Source organism: Herbaspirillum sp. 1130 (assembly GCF_017833835.1).
Classification (GTDB): domain Bacteria; phylum Pseudomonadota; class Gammaproteobacteria; order Burkholderiales; family Burkholderiaceae_D; genus Herbaspirillum; species Herbaspirillum huttiense.
Genome location: NZ_JAFICQ010000001.1, coordinates 773,777 through 791,867, shown reverse-complemented (window position 1 = coordinate 791,867; position 18,091 = coordinate 773,777). Strand labels below are relative to the sequence as shown.

Below are 18,091 nucleotides of genomic sequence, written 5' to 3'. Positions count from 1 at the left end.
TGCCAGCAGTGGTGCAGGAGACGCGGGAGAAAAAACGCTAAGGAAGCGCAGGAAAAACCCGCAAGAAACGACAAAAACCGGCCTCGCACGGAGGCCGGTTGTGAGGGAGAAGCGGACGATCAGAGCGGCAGCGAATCGAGCCGGAACGCGCCCAGTTCATCCCGGCTGCACTGGCCGACCAGCGCGGTCTCCCAGGCCAGGTACTGGCGCGCCGCCTCGGCGTTGCCGGCGTGGCGGTCATGCACGAAGAACAGGTAATCGATGCGTTCAGCCGCGCCCAGTGAAGCGGGGTCGGTGATGGTCGGCCATCCAGCCTGTTGCAGCGGTGCCAGCCCGTCAATCCAGGCCACCTGCCGCACGCCGTTTTCCTGCAGGTCTTGCGCCACCAGTGCTGCTGCTTCGGCACTGTCGGCCACCAGGAATAGCTGGTCGGGCAGCGAAGGCTGTGCCTTGAGCCAATGCGCCACCCGCGCGCGAGACAGCCATTGACTGGTGAGGGCATGCTCCTTCAGATAGGCCTCGCTGCTGCGCACATCCAGCAAGATCGCCTGGCGTTGCTTGATCAGGGCGGTCGCCGCTTGCACGTCCGCATGCGCCACCGCTGCGGGATTGGATTGCAGGGCCTCGTCCTTCTTCGGCAGGCGCAGCGGCGTGGCGATGCCTTGCGTCAGCACCGCCACCTCGAAGCCCAACTGATAAAGCCAGCTGGCCACTACCGGGGGGCGCACCTGTTCGTTGTCGAGCAGGATGAGCCGGCTGCGGCGCACGCCCACGTACTGGTCGGTGGCCTGGATCAGCTGCCCGCCAGGGGCATGGGCGGCGCCGGCCAGCGTGCCGGCGCGGACTTCTTCGGCGCTGCGGATATCGAGCACATAGGTGGTACGGTGTGTGTCATCGACCCAGGCTTGTGCCTGGGCCGCGTCCAGCAAGGGAATGGAAAAATGCTGGCGCAGGCGTTCGGCGGCGGCACGCGCGGCCTCCAGGTCGTGGGGCACCTGGTCCGGATAGCGCGCGCGGCTGCCATGTTCCAGCGTGAGGCCGGCCAGGTACCAGCCCTGGGTACCGTTCTCCAGCGCCAGCACCGGATTGGCCAGGCCGAGGTTGCGCAGCGTCTGCGCACCCAGGATGCTGCGCGTGCGGCCCGCGCAATTGATGACCACCGGCACATCCGCATCGGGCACCAGCGTGCCGATGCGATAGGCCAGCTCGCCATTGGGGCAGGCCACCGATCCGGGGATGGTCATCTTGTGGTGTTCTTCCAGCGTGCGGCCGTCCAGCAGCACGAAGCGCTTGCCTTCGCGCCGCCATTGATCCAGCTCGTGCGCGCTGATGTGCGGTGTGGCGTAGGCGTGTTCGACCAGCTCGCCGAAGGTCTTGGAGGGGACGTTGACGCCCTTGAAGAGCGGATGTCCGGCGGCCTGCCAGGCGGCCACGCCGCCATCGAGCACCAGCACCTGGCGATAGCCCAGCGCTTCCAGCCGGCCTGCGGCCAGCGTGGCGACGCCGTCGCCGTCGTCCACCAGCACCAGCCGCACGTCCTTGCGCGGGGCCAGGCGGGGCGCATCCAGTTCCAGGCGGCTGTAGGGCAGCGGCACGGCGAAGAACAGGTGTCCTTCACCGAACTGGCCGGCCTCGCGTACATCGAACAGCGCCAGTTCAGCGCCGTCAGCCAGCCAGTGGCGCAGGGTGGCGGGGGAAATCGTGTCTGCCATGTCAGTCTCCTTGCATCAGCCCTGCGCAGCCTGGAAGGCGCGCGAAAGGTCGTCGATCAGGTCATGCGGGTTTTCCAGGCCGATGTGCAGGCGTACCACCGGCGTATTGCCCTGGTAGTAGCTGTGCTCGGCCAGGCGCGCCGGTGCGGCCAGCTGGACCAGGCTTTCATAGCCGCCCCAGGAAGCACCGATGGCGAACAGTTCCAGCGCATCGATGAAGCGCCGCGCGTGCTGTACATCGCCCTGCGCAAACGCGAAGGACAGCAGCCCGTTGGCACCGCTGAAATCGCGCCGCCAGAGCGCATGGCCGGGGTCCGAGGGCAAGGCCGGATAGAACACCCGCGCCACCTGCGGATGGCTGTGCAGGAACTGCGCAACCTGCAAGGCATTGGCCTGGTGCTGCTGCATGCGCACCGGCAGGGTCCGGATGCCGCGCAGGGAGAGATAGGCATCGTCGGGGCTGACGGCCAGTCCGAGGCTGTCGCTGGTCTCGCGCAACTGTTGTGCCAGTCCGTCATCCTTGACCACCACCGCGCCCTGCATCACGTCGGAATGACCCGAGATGTACTTGGTCGCGGCCAGGATCGAGACATCAGCGCCCAGCGCCAGCGGACGATACAGATAACCGGACGCCCAGGTATTGTCGGTGGCGACCAGCACGCCGCGATCGCGTGCGCGTGCCGCCAGGGCCGGCAGGTCGGGGATCTCGTAGAGCAGCGAGCTGGGGGCTTCGAGATAGAGCAGCCTGGTCTGCGGCTCGATGAGGGCATCGAGATCATCCTTCCCCGGCGAGAAGTAGCTCAGGCGGATGCCCAGGCGCTTCAGCAGGCTCTGGTCTACCCGGCGCAGCGGCGAATAGACGCTGTCCTGCACCAGGGCGTGGTCACCCGGCGACAGCAAGGCCAGCAAGGTCAGCGTGATGGCAGCCAGACCGGAGGGTGCCAGCAGGCAGTGCTGGCCGTCTTCCAGGGTAGCGATGGCCGACTCCAGTGCTCGGTGCGTGTCCAGGCCGTGGCGTCCGTAGGCGGCCACGTTCTCGCCAGCGGCACGCCGCTCATGGATGCCGTCGTATTCGGCCATGTTGGCGTAGCGAAGTGTACTGGTCCGGACGACCGGCACATTGACCGGCCCGGTGCCTTCTGTCAGGCGAGGTGTACCGGCGTGTATCAGTGCAGTGTGCAGGTGGTGACTCATGCTGGCTGCTCGCTGCGGTTGAAGAAATTCTGGTTGTAGTTCAGGATGCGGCCGCTCTGCGGATCAATGCCGATGCGTCCGGTGAGGGTGTCCAGCGGGCGACCGTACAGGTGGAAGTGTAAGGTAGGTGTATCGCCCTGCACGTGGATACTGTGCAGGTCATCTGGCAGGAAACTGATTGGCGTGCCAGGTTCCACCACCAGCTCGCGAGCCACGCGGATCTGCGCCTGTTCGGGATTGCTGCGGTCATCCTCGCGCTCGTAGAGGCGGTTGAGTTCCTGGCCGCTGACGGCCACGATCACGGCCCACGTATCGTGGTTGTGCGGGAAGGTGGTCTTGCCGGGAATGATGGAATTCAGGTATAGGGCGATGTCATCCTTGTCGGTTTCTGCGCCTTCCTGGTTCAGGTAGTAGCGCTTGGAGGTGCTGCCGCTGTCGGCCTGCGGCGGCGGGAACTCACCGAAGTTGAACAGGTCGTGGCGTGTTGCCAGTTCCTGCAGCACGGCGGTGATGTCCTGCAGCGAGGCGCGGGTGATGCCTTGCTGTTGTTCGATCTGGCGGATGCGTTGCAGGGTGGCGGCCACTGCGGTGGCGCGTTGCGAAGACAGGCTCATGGCGGATTTCCTTGTTCTGTAAGTGGGCTGGCCTAGACGGAGAAGGCCAGCTGGTTGAAGGCGATGGGTGCAAAACTGTTGCGCGCAGCGCTGCGTTCACCGTTGAGGGCGCGGTTGAGGAAGGCGCGGGTACGCTCGTTGTCGGGCGCACTGAAGATATGGCTGGCCGCACCGTGCTCGACCACGCGTCCGCTCTCGATGAAATGCACCTGGTCGCTGACTTCCTCGGCAAAGCGCATCTCGTGCGTGACCAGCACGCAGGTCATGCCTTCCTGTACCAGTTCGCGGATCACGGCCAGCACCTCGCCCACCATTTCCGGGTCCAGCGCCGAGGTCACTTCGTCGAACAGGATCAGTTCCGGCTGCATGGCCAGCGCCCGCGCAATGGCCACGCGCTGCTGCTGGCCACCGGAGAGCTGGCCGGGATAGGCATCGGCCTTGCCGGCCAGGCGTACGCGTTCCAGCAGGGCCAGCGCACGGCTGCGCGCGGTGCCGCGGTCCAGTCCGAGGATGCGTACCGGGGCCATCACCAGGTTTTCCAGCACGGTCAGGTGCGGGAACAGGTTGTATTGCTGGAACACGAAACCCACGCGCTGGCGCAGCCGCGCCAGCTGGGCTTCGGAACGCAGCGAACCCAGTTCCACGCCATCGACCAGGATCTGCCCCTGTTGCGGATGCAGCAGACCGGTAATGCAGCGCAGGATGGTCGATTTGCCTGAACCGGAAGGCCCGATGATGGAAACCGCCTGGCCGCGCTGCACCTCCAGGTCGATGCCGCGCAGGATGGCGTTGCCGCCCAGAGTCAGGTGAACGTCGCGCAGGCTGACCAAGGCCTGGCCGGGGGAGTCAATGGAAGGCATGTTTCTTTTCCAGGTATTGCGTCAAACGCGAAATCGGATAGCAGTAGAGGAAGAACAGCAGCAGCGTCAGGAAATACACGGCCACCGTGAAATCGACCCGGTTGACGGTGCTACTGGCGATCTGCGCGGTATCAAGCAGGTCCTTCACACCCACCAGCGAAGCCAGTGCGGTGCCCATGGTGATGGTGGCGTACAGGTTCATCCACGGCGGCAGCATGCGGCGCAGGCACTGCGGCAGGATCACCCAGCGGTAGGCCTGCGAACGGCGCAGCCCCAGCTGTGCGGCTGCTTCCCATTGCGCCGAGGGAATGCCGCCGATGGCCCCCCGGAAGATCTCGGCGACGTTGGCGCTGGCTGGCAGCGCCAGTCCGAGGGTCACCTTGATCCAGTCGGGAAAGGCCAGATAAGTGCTGCCCAGGCGGATCTCGAAGGGGAAGACGTAGGTGCTGAAGTAGATCAGGATCAGCATCGGCGCATTGCGAAAGATCTGCACATACCAGCGCGCCACGGTGGCCACCGGCAGCACCGGCGACAATTGCAGCGCCCCGATCACCAGTCCGGCCGCCGTGCCCAGGGCAATGGCCAGCACGCTGATCTGGATATTGGCCAGCATGCCCCACAGCAGCGCCGGCAGCCAGCGCTGGATATGGCCCAGCAGCGGCGAGGCCGTCCACACGGGAATGACCCACAGCACGGCCAGTGCCAGCAGCAGCGCAATGCCCAATGCCGCCGCGGCTGGCAGGGTAATGCTGCGCGCGCTGCGCCAGGCCGGCAGGCGCGCCGTCAGTTCGGTGTTATCGGCCATAGCCAGGCATCCTCCAGTAGTGCTCCAGGGCGCGGCCGCCCCGGTTGACCAGCCAGGTCAGCAGGCCGAAGAAAATCAACAGCAGCAGCATCAGCTCCAGTACGTTGTCGCGCTGGCTCCAGATCATGATGGCCTGGTAGGTCACGTCGCCCACCGCAATGGCCGAGGCCACGGTGGTCATCTTGACCAGGTCCACCAGGTTGTTGACCAGGCTGGGCAAGGCAAAGCGCAGGGCCAGCGGAAACTGCACCAGCCACAGGCGGCGCGTGGTGGTGAACCCCAGCGAGGCCGCCGCCTCCAGCATCACCGGCGGCACTGCCTGCAGTCCTGCACGCAGGGCCTCCGCATGAAACGCCGCCTTGTGCAGCGAGATCACCACCACCACCCACAGGAAGGGCGTCAGCGGATTGCCGCCGGAGAGTTTCAGCGCTTCGGTGATGAGCATGTTGAGCACCAGGAAGGCGCAATACAGCTGCACCAGCGTGGGCGTATTGCGGGTGACCTCGACGAAGGCACGCGCCGGCAGCGCCAGCCAGCCGTGGCGCGAGACCAGCATGGCCGCCAGCAGCAGCCCGGCGACCAGGCTGCAGACGATGGCGGCCACCGCCAGTTCGAGCGTGACCACCAGTCCGTGCAGGAAGGCAGCGCGCTCGCTGGCGGCGAGCAGGAAATCATAATTGAGGCCCGCCGCCTTCAGGCTGGCGACGGCGGCTTGCGGCCAATCGGTGGAACTCATGCCGGGGACTCAGCCGTTCTTGTATTTGTTGTGCAGTTCCGGCAGGGCAGGCGAGGCCGGGGTGATGTCGAGCTTCTTTTCGGTGGCGATCAGCCAGCCGCTCTTGTGCCAGCCCTGGATGACGCGGTCGATGGCGGCCGCCGTATCCTGCTCGCCCTTGCGCACCCACGCCACCGAATTGCCGGGGATCAGCTCGGGCGTGATGGTGCGATAGTTTTTCCAGTCCGGGTTGCTGGCCACCAGCGGATTGAGCAGCGTGGCGTCATGCACGGCCGCCACGCAATTGCCGCCGCGCAGGGCCAGCAGCGATTCGGGCGCGCCCTTGAACCCCTTGGGAATGGCACCGTATTCGGTCGACACCGGCTTGATGTAGCTGCTGCCCTGGGAGATGCAGATGTCCTTGCCGCGCAGGTCTTCCCAGCGGCGAATGCTGCTGTCGGCGGGGACGATGGCCACGCCGCCGACACGATAGAACGGCGTCGGCGCGAAGGACAGCAGCTCGCCGCGTTCGGCATTCCATTCCATCGACGCGATCAGCACATCGACTTTGCCCTGCTGCAGCAACTGCACGCGGTTCGACGGCTGTACCTGCACGGTCTCCAGCTCCACACCCAGGTCCTTCGCCAGTTTCTGGGCCAGTTCGAAATTCCAGCCGACCGGCTTCTGGGTGGAGGGATCGATGGAACCGAAGGGGCCACCCGAGAGCATGACGCCGACCACGATCTTGTTGCGGCTCTTGATCTTGTCGAGGGTGGCGTCAGCGTGTGCCGGTGCGCTGGCCAGCAGGGCGGTAGCGCCGGTCAGGGCGAGCGCTGCAGCGAACTGGCTCAGGCTGCGGGAAGTGGAGGTGTGGAACGAATTGCGCATGAGTATATTTTTTTCGTGGTGAAGGTGAGGGGCTCACTCTAATGAATGCGCCCACCTGCACGGAACGAATATAAATCGATATCCTTATGCGCCTGCCGTGTTTGCTCCGGCCTGCGAAGTGGCCAGCGCTGTCCCTTGTTGCGCCGCCTCCCTGCGCGCCGCGCGGCGTTCTGCCGAGAAACGGCGGCCGACCCAGAGCGCCAGCTGTTCCAGTGCCGAGCACATCAGGAAGTACAGCAGCCCCACCAGCAGGAACACCTCGGCGGGATAGACCATGAGCCGGCTGTTGACCTGTGCCGCCACGAAGGAGAGCTCGCCCACGCCTACGATGTAGGCCAGTGAACTGTCCTTGACCAGCGTCACCCATTGGTTCACGAAGGACGGCAGCATGATCTGCAGCGCCTGCGGCAGGATGATGTGGGCCAGCACCTGCCAGCGCAGCAGGCCCAGCGACAGGCCGGCCTGCCATTGCCCGCTGCCGATGCCTGCAATGCCGGCTGCCACCGCATGCGCCAGGTAAGCACCGCTCACCAGCGACAGCGCGAACATGACGGAGAGCACCCCCGGCACGTCGATGCCGAAAGCGATGGGCAGCAGGAAGTAAGTCCAGAAGATCAGCATGAGCACCGGGATCGCCCGCAGAAAGCCGATCACCACCAGCAGCAGCCGATGCCAGGGGCCCTGGCCGACCGCCAGCAGGATACCCAGCGCCAGTCCCAGTATCGCCGAGAGCACGGCCGAACCGGCGCTCAGCAGCACAGTCAGGGCTGCGCCTCCCAGCGGCCCGTCCGGATAATTGCCCCAGAGCAGATAGGGCAGGTTGTCCACGATCACGGCCAACTGCATCATGCCCTCCCTTGCCGCGCACGGCGTGCGCGCAGGTGCGCCTGTCCCAGCGCTTCGAGCAGAGCGATGGCGGAGATATACAGGACGGTCGCCACACCGAAGGCTTGGAAGGCGAGGAAGGTTTCCGATTCCACCTGCCGCGAGGCATAGGACAGTTCGGCCAGGCCGATGCCCATGGTCAGGGACGTATTTTTGAGGATGTTCATGTATTGGCCCAGCAGCGAAGGCAGGATCAGCCGGATCGCCTGGGGCAGCACGATGTGGCGCAGCACCTGCAGCCGCGTCATGCCGATGGCCGCACCCGCCAGGGCCTGGCCGCCCGGTACGCCGCGCAGGCCGGAGCGGATCTCTTCGCCAATGTAGGCGGTGGAGTAGCACACCAGCCCGCACCAGGCCGAGAGGAATTCAAAGGAGGGCCAGCGCAGCGAGAACGGGCCGAGCAGGTTCAGGACGTGGTCGGCGTTGAGCCAGTCCATGGTCCCTTCCGGGAACAGGCTGGGCACGCCGAAATACCAGAACAGCAATTGCACCAGCAACGGCGTATTACGAAAAAGCGAGGTGTAGCACGCGGCCGCGTTGCGCAGCGGTGCGAGGGTACTGGCGCGGGCGCTGGCCAGCACGATGCCCAGCAGGGTGGCGAACAAGGCCACCAGCAGGCTCAGCCAGAGCGTGGTCAGGAAACCCTGCCACATCCAGAGCAGATGTTTGGGAGCCAGCCAGGGGCCGGCGAGGAAATGCGACAACATGCGGGGTCCGATACGGAAAACGAAAACGGCCGGCATGACGCCGGCCGGCTGTGGCAAGACGAAAATTATTTCTGGCTCAGTTTCGTATCGCCGATCTTGAACAGACGCGGCAGCGGCTGCGCACTTTGCGGACCGAACCACTTGTCGTAGATCTGCTGGGCGGTGCCGGTCTTCTCCAGTTCGCGCAGCCAGTCGTTGAGGTAATTCACCAGGCGCGTCTCGCCCTTGGGTACGCCCACCCCTTCATATTCTTCGGAGATGGCGAAGGGCGGGATCTCGTACTTGTCCTTGTCCGGCAGGGTCGCCAGGATCGCGGTCAGCTTGGTGCCATCCTGGCTCAGTGCCTGGATGTTGCCGTTGCGCAGGGCGGCAAGGCCCAGCGGGGTGTCGTCGTAGAGCACGACCTTGGTGTCGGGATACTTCTCGCGCAGGGTGGTTTCCATGGTGGTGCCCTTGTCGGTGCCCACACGGACCTTCTTGATGTCATCGGCCGACTTGAGCAAGCCCTTCTTGGCCAGGAACTGCTGGCCGGAGGCGATGTAGGGAATGCTGAAATCGATCACCTTGGCGCGGTCTTCGGTGATGGTGAAGTTGGCGAAGACCAGGTCCACCTTGTTGGAGGTCAGCAGCGGAATGCGGTTGGCCGGGTTGGTCGGGATGATCTCGACCTTCACGCCCAGCTTCTTGCCCAGTTCGTTGGCATAGTCGATATCGAGGCCGACGATCTTCTTGGTGGTGGCATCGACATAGCCGAACGGCGGGTTGCCATCGAAGGCAGCTACGCGCAGCACGCCGGCCTTTTTGATGTCGTCCAGCTTGTCGGCGTGGGCCGCGCCCGAGGCCAGAGCGAGGGCGATGAACAGCGGCGTGAACGCCGTCTTCAAGATTGTTTGTTTCATGGGTTTTCCTTGTTGTTCGCATGTCCTGGAACGCGGCAGGCTGTCTGCCGGGGCTCGTGGCGGCCCGGCTTCAGGCTTGCTGCGATCTGGTGCGATCCGCACCAAACCGGAGCGAGTATAGAAACACCCGCCCCATTGTGGAACGACTATTTCCGGCTTTGCTTATGCGCATTCGTGCCAAGGAGACCTGCAGGATGGCCCGCTATACTGAGGCCTTGCCATTCACTTGGAGGAGAGCACAGTGAGCGAGCGCATCACGACCGTCGAACAATTGGAAGCCTTGTATGGCCAGCCAGGGGAGCGCGCCATCGTCAAGGAAATCGATCATCTCAACGAGGACTACCAGGCCTTCGTGCGGGCGTCCCCCTTCGTGGTGCTGGCCACTGCCGGTAGCGAAGGACTGGACTGTTCGCCCAAGGGAGACCCGGCCGGCTTCGTGCAGATCATCGATGCGCGCACGCTGGTGGTCCCCGACCGGCCGGGCAACAACCGGCTCGACAACCTGCGCAACCTCATTGCCGATCCGCGTATTTCACTGCTGTTCCTCATTCCCGGGGTGGGTGAGACCTTGCGCGTCAATGGCCGCGCCACCATCTCGACTGACCCGGCCTTGCTGGCGCGCTTCGAAATACGGGACAAGCTGCCGCGCAGTGTTATCGTGGTACAGGTCGAGCGCGCCTACTTCCATTGTTCCAAGTCCATCGTGCGCTCGGCCCTGTGGTCTGCCTCGGCCCAGGTCGAACGCAGCAGCCTGCCATCGCCGGGGGCCATGCATCAGCGCCTGAGTGCCGGCAAGCTCGATGGGGAGGCCTATGACCGCGAACTTCCGCAACGGACCGAAGCCGGGCTCTACTGACGCTGATCAGCCAGGATCGCCTGCGCAAACTCGACGAAACCTGCACCGCCGGGACCCTGGCTGATCCAGGCCGGTGCACGTGGCAGCTGATGCAGACAGGCTGCAATGGTCGATACCCCCAGGGTATGGTGATAATGCGCGAACATGGGCGCATCGTTCAACGAATCCCCACTGTAAGCCAAGGTCTCCAGCGCGCTGGCATCGTCGGTTGCGTAATGCTCGTGCAGGACGCGTTGTGCCGCCGCCAGCTTGTCGTAGCCGCCTATCCATCCCAGTACCCACAGATTGTTGATGGTGGCGTCCAGGCCCAGCGACTGCATGGCAGCCAGCAGCGCCTGTTCCAGTTCGGCATTGCCCTGGCGCGCAAAGGCCAGGCTGGTCAGGCGGAATGGCTGGTCGTCTGCCAGCCGTGCCCCCGGCAGCTGGCGCAAGATCAGATCCCCCTTGTCGCGCAGTTGCTGCATGACCGCTGCCGCATAGTCGCCATGCCAGAAATGACGGTGCACGCCATGCGCACCGTCACGCCGGAAGAAGAACCCGCCGTTCTCGCCAATGACGCCGTCTACCGGCCACATGCGCGCCATCTGGTCGCACCAGCCTGCCGGCGCGGCGGTCACGGGGATGACCTTGATGCCTGCCTGCTGCAATTGCTCCAGCGCTGCATAGGTCGCTGCGGCCAGGCGCCCGTGATGCGTCAGCGTCTCGTCCATGTCCGTCAACAGGAAGCGGATCGCGGAGAATTGCCCTGATGGACGTTGCCACAGATCCCGCAACATCATGCTGCAGCAGGATGAGCGGGTCTACGCAAGCCCAGGTGTTCGCGCAAGGTACGGCCTTCATAGTCGCCGCGGAAGAGACCACGCCGGCGCAGTTCCGGCAGGACCAGCGTAATGAAGTCCGTGAGGCCAACCGGATGCGCTGGCGACATGATGTTGAAGCCATCCGCGCCGCCTTCGCGGAACCACAACTCCAGCAGGTCGGCAATATCCTTTGGCGAGCCGACCACTTGCTGGTGCCCGCGTGCGCCGGCGATGCGCAGATAGGTCTGGCGGATCGATAGGCCATCGCGCCGGGCCAGGTCCACCATCAGCTGCTGGCGGCTCTTGGCGCCATTGGTGGGCGGCAGCTCGGGCAAGGGACCGTCCACCGGATAGGGCGACAGATCAAAGCTGACCATTTGCGACAGCAATTGCACCCCGACTTCCACCGGGATCAGCTCCTGCAGTACCTGGAATTTCTCTTCCGCTTCGGCGCGGGTCGCGGCCACCACCGGGAAGATGCCCGGCATGATCCTGATTTCGTCCGGCGTGCGTCCGTATGCTGCAGCTCGTTGCTTGATATCCGCGTAGAAACTGCGTGCTTCCTCAAAGGTCTGGTGTGCCACGAAGATCACTTCAGCCGTACGGGCGGCCAGGTCGCGCCCCGCTTCAGACGCGCCGGCCTGGACCACGACCGGCCGTCCCTGCGGCGAGCGCGACACGTTCAGCGGGCCGCGCACCGAGAAATGTTTGCCCTGGTGATTGAGTACATGCAGCTTGGCCGGATCGAGGTAGCGGCCGCTTTGCTTGTCGCGCGGGAAGGCATCGTCTTCCCAGCTGTCCCAGAGTCCCTGGACCACCTGATGGAATTCGGCCGCGCGTTCATAGCGCAGGGCGTGGTCGAGATGCTTGACCAGATTGAAGTTCTCGGCTTCGCCGTCGCCGCTGGAGGTGACCAGGTTCCATCCTGCACGGCCGCCACTGATCTGATCCAGCGACGCGAACTTGCGGGCGATGTTGTAAGGCTCGTTGAAGGAGGTCGAGGCCGTGCCGATCAGCCCGATACGCTCGGTGACCGCTGCCAGGGCAGAGAGCAGGGTGAGCGGCTCGAACTGGTCGGCACGGGCAGTGCGCGAGAGCGAGTTGAGGTCGCGGTTGCGCACGCCCACCGAATCCGAGATGAAGATGGCATCGAACTTGGCGGCTTCAGCTTGCCTGGCCAATGCGACGTAATGCGCGAAGTTGCTGCCCGCATCGGCCTGCGCCTCGGGATGTCGCCAGCCGGCGATGTGATGGCCGGTCTGCATCAGGAAGGCGCCGAGGGCGAGGTGGCGCGGGGAGTGCGATTTGTACTGGGTACGGCTCATGGTCTGTCAGTCATTGAAGGGTTGAATCAGGCGGCCTCGGCAGTGGCCTGTGACACCAGCGTAGCGGCCAGGGCAAGTCCGGTCGCGGTAGCACCGATCAGTTGCTCGCCGATGGAATTGGATTCCCAGGACACGCCGCGCAAGGGATGGCCGACCGCAAAGAGCGTTTCCTGCAGATGGCCGTCGGCGTTGAAGAGCGCCCCGCTGGCCGGATCGGCATCGATGCCGAATCCGGTGGCATGCGGACGGACCAGTCGCCGTTCCAGCAGTGCACGCACCAGCGGATCGGCGATGCGCGGCCAGTTGAATTCGTAGCCGGCGGCATTGGCAACGCGATCCACCAGCAGTGTCTCCAAGGTGTCGCTGCCGCGCGCACGCCATTGCACCTCGACCTTGTCGCCCGATTTGCGCAGGGCGTGTATGCGTCCTGCCAGTTGCCGGAAGCGTCCTTGATCCTGATACTGCGCCAGCTTGCGGGCCGATTCCGGACCGGCACGATGCAGCGAGATTTCCCAGAAAGGCCGCAGATGGCGCAGGAAGCGCCGACGGTCGCTGGCACTGGCCTGCGCCCACAGGGCCGGTACGTGGGGGCGGATGGCTGGGGGCAACTGCTGCCAGTCGGCACCGCTGGCGCGCACGGCGCGGCGCGCCTGGCGTGTGATGCGCAAAAGGTCGCGCAGGCTGGAAGGTAGCTTCTCGGCATCCAGCAAGTCCGGCCACGGCGTCAGTCCCCGGCGTGGCTGGACCAGCAGACCACGGCGCGAGAGCAGGTGGAAGCGTCCACGGAAGCCTGCCCGGTCGGCATTGAACGCTGCATCCAGCGCCGTCAGGCTGGCGCCCACCAGCAGGATGTCCTGGTCATTGGCCCCAGGCTGCCAGGCTGCGGCGCTCCAGACGTCGTCGATATAGCGGTCTCCCAAGACCTGGCGCTCTTGCGGCGTAGCGAAGAAACCGGCGCCGCTGGCCCGGAACAGGCCCAGCGCAAGCACCGTGCGTGCGGCCTCCAAGCGGCGGCCATCTTCCAGGATCAGTTCGTATCCGGACTCCTGCGGCAGCAGATCGATCACGCGGCCCTGCACAGGTTGCCAGCGCACTTGCGGGCCGGCGGCCTTGAGCGCCTGCCGCAATTCGTCCTGCAGATAGGCGCCATAAAGGCTGCGTGGCGGGAAGGCATCCACATAACCGGCCTCGGCCACGCCTGCCGGGGGCTGCCAGCCGTGACGCGCAGCATTGGCCGCCAGCCAGTCTGGCAGATGATTGGGCTGCTCGGGGTACAGACCGAACAACTGTGCCGTGCCGTTGACGATATGGTCGGGATTGTCGGTGCTGTAGGCGATACCGCGTCCGATCTCGGCACGGCTCTCGATCAGGGTCAGCGTCAGGGGCAGGCGCTGCGGCTCGGTCGCCAGGGCGCGCAGCAGTTTGATGGCCGTGACGGTGCCGGCAAAACCGCCGCCGATGATGGCGATGTCGGAGTATTTTTGGGGCATGCAGGTTCCAGGCGAGGGAGAATGGAACCGAGTCTAAGACAGCTGTCCTCATCCCGCTGCGCCCATTTTTCATGTGCTTATGCGGTTTTTGCGATGCCGATGCAAAACAAAAAACGGCCGCACGAGGCGGCCGTTGCAAGTCCATCTGGAATGGATCAGCGCCGGTGACGCTGCGCCGCCAGCCGACGCACTACCGTCAGCAGGCAGTCGATTTCCTCGAAGGTGTTGTAGAAGGCCAGCGACGGACGTACCGTGGTTTCCACCCCGAAGCGCCGCAGGATCGGCTGTGCGCAATGGTGCCCGGTGCGCACCGCAATGCCTTCCTGGTTGAGCGCCTTGCCGACTTCCTCGGTGCTGTAACCGTCGAGTACGAAGGACATCACGCTGGCCTTGTGGGCGGCCGTGCCGATCAGCCGCAGGCCTTCGATCTCGCCCAGCTTGTGCATGCCGTATTCCAGCAGCGCATGTTCGTAGGCGGCGATGTTGTCGATGCCGATACGGTTGACGTAATCGATGGCCGCACCCAGTCCGACGGCATCGGCGATATTGCCGGTGCCGGCTTCGAAGGTGTTGGGCAGCGGCTGGAAGATGGTCTTCTCGAAAGTGACGTCGGCAATCATGTTGCCGCCACCTTGCCACGGCGGCATGTCTTCCAGCACTTCACGCCGGCCCCACAGTGCGCCGATGCCGGTCGGACCAAACACCTTGTGGCCGGAGAAAACGAAGAAGTCCGCGCCCAGCGCCTGCACGTCGGTGCGCATGTGCGACACCGATTGCGCCCCATCGACCAGCGTGCGCGCACCGGCCAGACGGGCCAGCTCCACGATCTGCTTGGTCGGTGTGACGGTGCCCAAGGCATTGGAGACCTGGGTGACCGCCACGATCCTGGTGCGCTCGTTCAAGAGCTTGGCATATTCATCCAGCAGCACCTGGCCCGAATCGTCCACCGGGATCACGCGCAGCTTGGCCCCCTTTTCGGCGGCCAGTTGCTGCCAGGGGACGATGTTGGCGTGGTGCTCCAGATGCGAGACGATGATCTCGTCGCCCGCACCCACGTGCTTGCCGCCCCAGGACTTGGCGACCAGGTTGATGGCTTCGGTGGTGCCGCGCACGAAGATGACTTCGTTCACATCCGGCGCATTGAGAAAGCCCCGCACCCGCTCCCGTGCGCCTTCGTAGGCGTCGGTGGCACGCGCGGCCAGTTCGTGCGCTGCGCGGTGGATGTTGGAATTCTCCCGGCGATAGAACTCGCTGATGCGGTCGATCACCGATTGCGGCTTGTGCGTGGTGGCAGCGTTGTCGAACCAGATCAGTTGCCGGCCATTCACGCGCTCCTGCAGGATAGGGAAGTCCCGGCGCACCGCATGCACGTCGAAGGCCGCCCCTTGCTGCGCGCCGGCAGGCTGGTGCACCGCGTGCGGCGCCGGCTTGGCAGGGGTGACATAGCCACTGGGCAATTCCACCGCGTGCAGGAAATAATACTGCGGGCTGCTGGCCGCGCCGGCCGGGGCCGATGGCGCAGCGGCAGCAGGTGCCGCCGCACTTCCACGGGGATGGCCATGGCCACCATCGAGGAAGTAATACCCCGCCGTGGAGGGCGCAGCAGGCGTGGCTACCGGTGCGGCCGCTTGCGGCACACCAGTGGCAGCACCACCCAGGCGTGGCTCGTAGGCGGGCAGGGCGGCAAACGCCTTGTCCGGCGTGCCGTTGCCAGCGGGTGCGGCAGGGGCCAGCGAGGGTGCGCGGTTGCCCAGTGTCAGCACCTGATGCGGCGACGACGGAATCAGGTTCAGGCCCGGTGCCAGTCCTTGCGGAATGGCAGTGCCGGGCACGCCCTGGCTGGTGCCGGCCGGACTGGACAGGGGCGAGGCGGGCGGTGCGAAGTTGGCCGGCGGCTGGGCACCCGGCACTTGGCCGGGAGCCCAGGCTGGAGCCGCTGGCGCGGCGAACAGCTCGTTGGCCAGCCGCGCCAGCAGCGCCGGATCAAAAGGCGCCGCCGACGCGTCCTGGCCGGGCAAGCCGGAGCCGGGGGAAGCGGGAGTGAGGATACTCACGTTGGCGGCCTCTTATTTGTAGGTGTCGGGATAGTCGTGGTACTTGTTGATCTCGACATCGTCCAGTACTGCCAGGGCATCGGTGGTCAGCACGGCCAGCGAGCAATACAGCGAGATCAGGTAGGACGCGATGGCGTGGTTGTTGATGCCCATGAAGCGCACCGACAGGCCCGGGCTCTGCTCGCCCGGCAGGCCAGGCTGGTACAGGCCGACCACGCCCTGGCGCTTGTCGCCCACGCGCAGCAGCAGGATCTTGCTCTTGCCATCGGCCACCGGCACCTTGTCCGAGGGGATCAGCGGTACGCCGCGCCAGGTGATGAACTGCGAACCGAACAGGCTGATGGTCGGCGGCGGCGTGCCACGGCGGGTGGCTTCGCGGCCGAAGGCGGCAATGGCCAGCGGGTGCGCCAGGAAGAAGGCAGGCTCCTTCCAGACCTTGGTCAGCAGTTCGTCCAGGTCGTCCGGGGTCGGCGCACCGGTCAGCGGGAAGATGCGCTGTTCGTCGGTCACCTGGGCCAGCAGGCCGTAGTCGGGGTTGTTGATGAGTTCGCTTTCCTGGTTTTCCTTGATGGTCTCGATGGTCAGGCGCAGCTGTTCCTTGATCTGGTCATGCGGGCTGCTGTACAGGTCGGAGACGCGGGTATGCACGTCCAGCACGGTGGAGACGGCATTGAGGAAATATTCGCGCGGATGTTCTTCGTAGTCCACGAAGGTGCGCGGCAGCTGGTTTTCTTCCTGGCGGGCGGTGCAGGTGACCTTGATCGATTCCGGGTTCTTGACCTTGTTCAAGCGATAGATGCCGGCTTCGACCGGGACCCATTGCAGCAGGTGCGTGAGCCAGCGCGGGCTGATGGTTTCGAGCTGGGGGGCGGTCTTGGTGGCATTGGCTAGTTGCCGTGCTGCGTTATCGCCGAGTGCGGTGGTACCGCCGACAGTTGCGGACATCTGGACTCCGTAAGAGAAGGTTGCAGGGAATGGGGTGAGTGAACAGGCGAAGTGTCGGGGCTCAGGCCTGATGGCTCAACATGCTATAGCCATCAACTGAAGGCCACGCACCAGGTTCTGCTGGTTGATCCGCTCGCCATGGGTCACCAGCGCCGAGGGCGACAGGGTGAGGGCGGTAGCCAGTTTCTCCACCGTCACCAGTGAGGCGATCGCCGTGCCGCGCTCGATCTCGCCGATGTAGGAACGATTGAGGTTGGAGTTCTCGGCCAGCCTCTCCTGCGACCAGCCGCGCTCGCGCCGCAGCTGGCGCACGCCGATACCGAAACTTTGGACCAGCGCACTGGTGAGGGCCTCTTCATCGGCATGCCCGGAAGCAATGACGGGATTGCTCATGGCCGCCTCGCTCATGCTGCTGCGGAGTTGGCCACGGACAGCGCGTCTTCGCGCGAGGCTGCCTGAGAAATGTTGGCACCCGCTGGCACATCATGCGTGAGCCAGACGTTGCCGCCGATGATGGCCCCGCGTCCCAGGCGGATGCGCCCGAGGATGGTGGCACCGGCATAGATCACGACATCGTCTTCCACGATGGGATGGCGCGCCCGGCCCTTTTCAAGCTTGCCCTCGGCATCCGTCGGGAAGCGCTTGGCACCGAGCGTTACGGCCTGGTAGATGCGCACATTGTTGCCGATGATGGCGGTCTCGCCGATCACCACGCCGGTACCGTGGTCGATGAAGAAACCGGTGCCGATCTGTGCGCCCGGATGGATGTCGATGCCGGTGGCACCATGCGCCAGTTCGGCAATGATGCGCGCCAGCAAGGGCAGGCCCAGCTGGTAGAGGCGATGGGCCAGGCGATAGTGGATCATGGCCAGGGTGCCGGGGTAGCAGAGCAGCACTTCATCCACGCTGCGAGCGGCCGGGTCACCCTGGTAGGCGGCCAGGACGTCGGTATCGAGCTGGCTGCGGATCTGGGGCAGGGAGGCACCGAAGGCGCGGGTGATGGAAACGGCGTCCTCTTCGAGTGTGGGCGTGGCCCGGCCAGCCAGCCCGGCACTGTATTTCAGTTCCAGTCGCACCTGCTCCAGCAACCCATGCAGGGCGGCGTCCAGCGCGTGGGCGACGTGGTAGTTCTCACTTTCCTGGCGCAAATCCGGCGGCCCCAGGCGCATTGGAAAAAGTACGCCCTTGAGCGTGGTGACGATGCCATCGAGGGCATCGCGCGAGGGAAACTCGCGGCCGTTGGAATCATTGTTGCGCCGCTGCGCTACACGCCAGCCGACGCGGGCTTCATGCAGGGAGTGGACGATCTGGTGGATATCGAAATTGGCCATGGGACTCTCTT

General features: G+C 65.0%; 18 protein-coding genes. 1 reads left to right on the top strand and 17 read right to left on the bottom strand.

Annotation, left to right across the window (positions count from 1 at the left end; genetic code table 11):
* Window positions 1-119: 119 nt before the first annotated feature.
* From JOD78_RS03460 to JOD78_RS03415, 10 genes are all read right to left on the bottom strand, one after another.
* A complete protein-coding gene (locus tag JOD78_RS03460; protein WP_209569788.1) occupies window positions 120-1,712 on the bottom strand; it encodes a rhodanese-like domain-containing protein in 1,593 nt (530 codons plus the stop codon).
* A 15-nt stretch (window positions 1,713-1,727) separates the two neighbouring features.
* A complete protein-coding gene (metC, locus tag JOD78_RS03455; RefSeq protein WP_209569790.1) occupies window positions 1,728-2,906 on the bottom strand; it encodes a cystathionine beta-lyase in 1,179 nt (392 codons plus the stop codon).
* Window positions 2,903-3,520, bottom strand: coding sequence for a cysteine dioxygenase family protein (locus JOD78_RS03450; RefSeq protein ID WP_209569793.1), 618 nt, complete (start codon window positions 3,518-3,520; stop codon window positions 2,903-2,905). Before JOD78_RS03450 ends, metC begins: the two co-directional genes overlap by 4 nt.
* Window positions 3,521-3,552: 32 nt before the next feature.
* Entirely contained in the window at window positions 3,553-4,380 is an 828-nt protein-coding gene (locus JOD78_RS03445; RefSeq protein ID WP_121045491.1) for an amino acid ABC transporter ATP-binding protein, read from the bottom strand.
* Window positions 4,367-5,185 carry an amino acid ABC transporter permease gene (locus JOD78_RS03440; protein WP_134136345.1) on the bottom strand — a complete coding sequence of 273 codons (819 nt, stop codon included), beginning with the start codon at window positions 5,183-5,185 and terminating at the stop codon, window positions 4,367-4,369. Before JOD78_RS03440 ends, JOD78_RS03445 begins: the two co-directional genes overlap by 14 nt.
* Window positions 5,175-5,921 (bottom strand): amino acid ABC transporter permease, encoded by a 747-nt coding sequence (locus tag JOD78_RS03435; protein WP_121045487.1) that lies wholly within the window; start codon window positions 5,919-5,921, stop codon window positions 5,175-5,177. The genes JOD78_RS03440 and JOD78_RS03435 overlap by 11 nt, the downstream gene beginning before the upstream one ends.
* Window positions 5,922-5,930: 9 nt before the next feature.
* Window positions 5,931-6,788: a transporter substrate-binding domain-containing protein gene (locus JOD78_RS03430; protein WP_209569796.1), complete on the bottom strand. Its 858-nt coding sequence runs from the start codon at window positions 6,786-6,788 to the stop codon at window positions 5,931-5,933.
* Window positions 6,789-6,872: 84 nt separating this feature from the next.
* The gene (locus JOD78_RS03425; protein ID WP_209569861.1) at window positions 6,873-7,634 is read right to left on the bottom strand and encodes an amino acid ABC transporter permease; all 762 of its coding nucleotides are present in this window, start codon (window positions 7,632-7,634) and stop codon (window positions 6,873-6,875) included.
* Entirely contained in the window at window positions 7,634-8,380 is a 747-nt protein-coding gene (locus tag JOD78_RS03420; RefSeq protein ID WP_134136342.1) for an amino acid ABC transporter permease, read from the bottom strand. Before JOD78_RS03420 ends, JOD78_RS03425 begins: the two co-directional genes overlap by 1 nt.
* A gap of 65 nt (window positions 8,381-8,445) precedes the next feature.
* Window positions 8,446-9,279, bottom strand: coding sequence for an ABC transporter substrate-binding protein (locus JOD78_RS03415; RefSeq protein WP_209569798.1), 834 nt, complete (start codon window positions 9,277-9,279; stop codon window positions 8,446-8,448).
* A 241-nt stretch (window positions 9,280-9,520) separates the two neighbouring features.
* On the opposite strand from JOD78_RS03415, the gene JOD78_RS03410 reads away from it, so the two are divergent.
* On the top strand, window positions 9,521-10,135 hold the full coding sequence (locus JOD78_RS03410; protein WP_121045478.1) for a pyridoxamine 5'-phosphate oxidase family protein: 615 nt from the start codon (window positions 9,521-9,523) through the stop codon (window positions 10,133-10,135).
* Here the strand turns inward: JOD78_RS03410 and JOD78_RS03405 are convergent.
* The 7 genes from JOD78_RS03405 to epsC form a co-directional block, all read right to left on the bottom strand.
* The gene (locus tag JOD78_RS03405; RefSeq protein ID WP_209569864.1) at window positions 10,129-10,911 is read right to left on the bottom strand and encodes an HAD-IIB family hydrolase; all 783 of its coding nucleotides are present in this window, start codon (window positions 10,909-10,911) and stop codon (window positions 10,129-10,131) included. The two genes, JOD78_RS03410 and JOD78_RS03405, sit on opposite strands and share 7 nt — an antisense overlap.
* Window positions 10,911-12,260, bottom strand: coding sequence for an LLM class flavin-dependent oxidoreductase (locus JOD78_RS03400; protein WP_121045476.1), 1,350 nt, complete (start codon window positions 12,258-12,260; stop codon window positions 10,911-10,913). Before JOD78_RS03400 ends, JOD78_RS03405 begins: the two co-directional genes overlap by 1 nt.
* Window positions 12,261-12,286: 26 nt before the next feature.
* A complete protein-coding gene (locus JOD78_RS03395) occupies window positions 12,287-13,750 on the bottom strand; it encodes an FAD/NAD(P)-binding protein (RefSeq protein ID WP_209569799.1) in 1,464 nt (487 codons plus the stop codon).
* Window positions 13,751-13,905: 155 nt separating this feature from the next.
* Complete coding sequence (locus JOD78_RS03390) at window positions 13,906-15,804, bottom strand: family 2A encapsulin nanocompartment cargo protein cysteine desulfurase (protein ID WP_209569801.1); 1,899 nt, start codon at window positions 15,802-15,804, stop codon at window positions 13,906-13,908.
* A 12-nt stretch (window positions 15,805-15,816) separates the two neighbouring features.
* Window positions 15,817-16,749: a family 2A encapsulin nanocompartment shell protein gene (locus JOD78_RS03385; RefSeq protein ID WP_121045470.1), complete on the bottom strand. Its 933-nt coding sequence runs from the start codon at window positions 16,747-16,749 to the stop codon at window positions 15,817-15,819.
* Between the two features lie 75 nt (window positions 16,750-16,824).
* Window positions 16,825-17,142, bottom strand: a complete 318-nt coding sequence (locus JOD78_RS03380; protein WP_166675577.1) for a helix-turn-helix transcriptional regulator — start codon at window positions 17,140-17,142, stop codon at window positions 16,825-16,827.
* Window positions 17,143-17,153: 11 nt separating this feature from the next.
* The gene (gene epsC, locus JOD78_RS03375) at window positions 17,154-18,080 is read right to left on the bottom strand and encodes a serine O-acetyltransferase EpsC (protein WP_209569803.1); all 927 of its coding nucleotides are present in this window, start codon (window positions 18,078-18,080) and stop codon (window positions 17,154-17,156) included.
* Window positions 18,081-18,091: the final 11 nt, after the last annotated feature.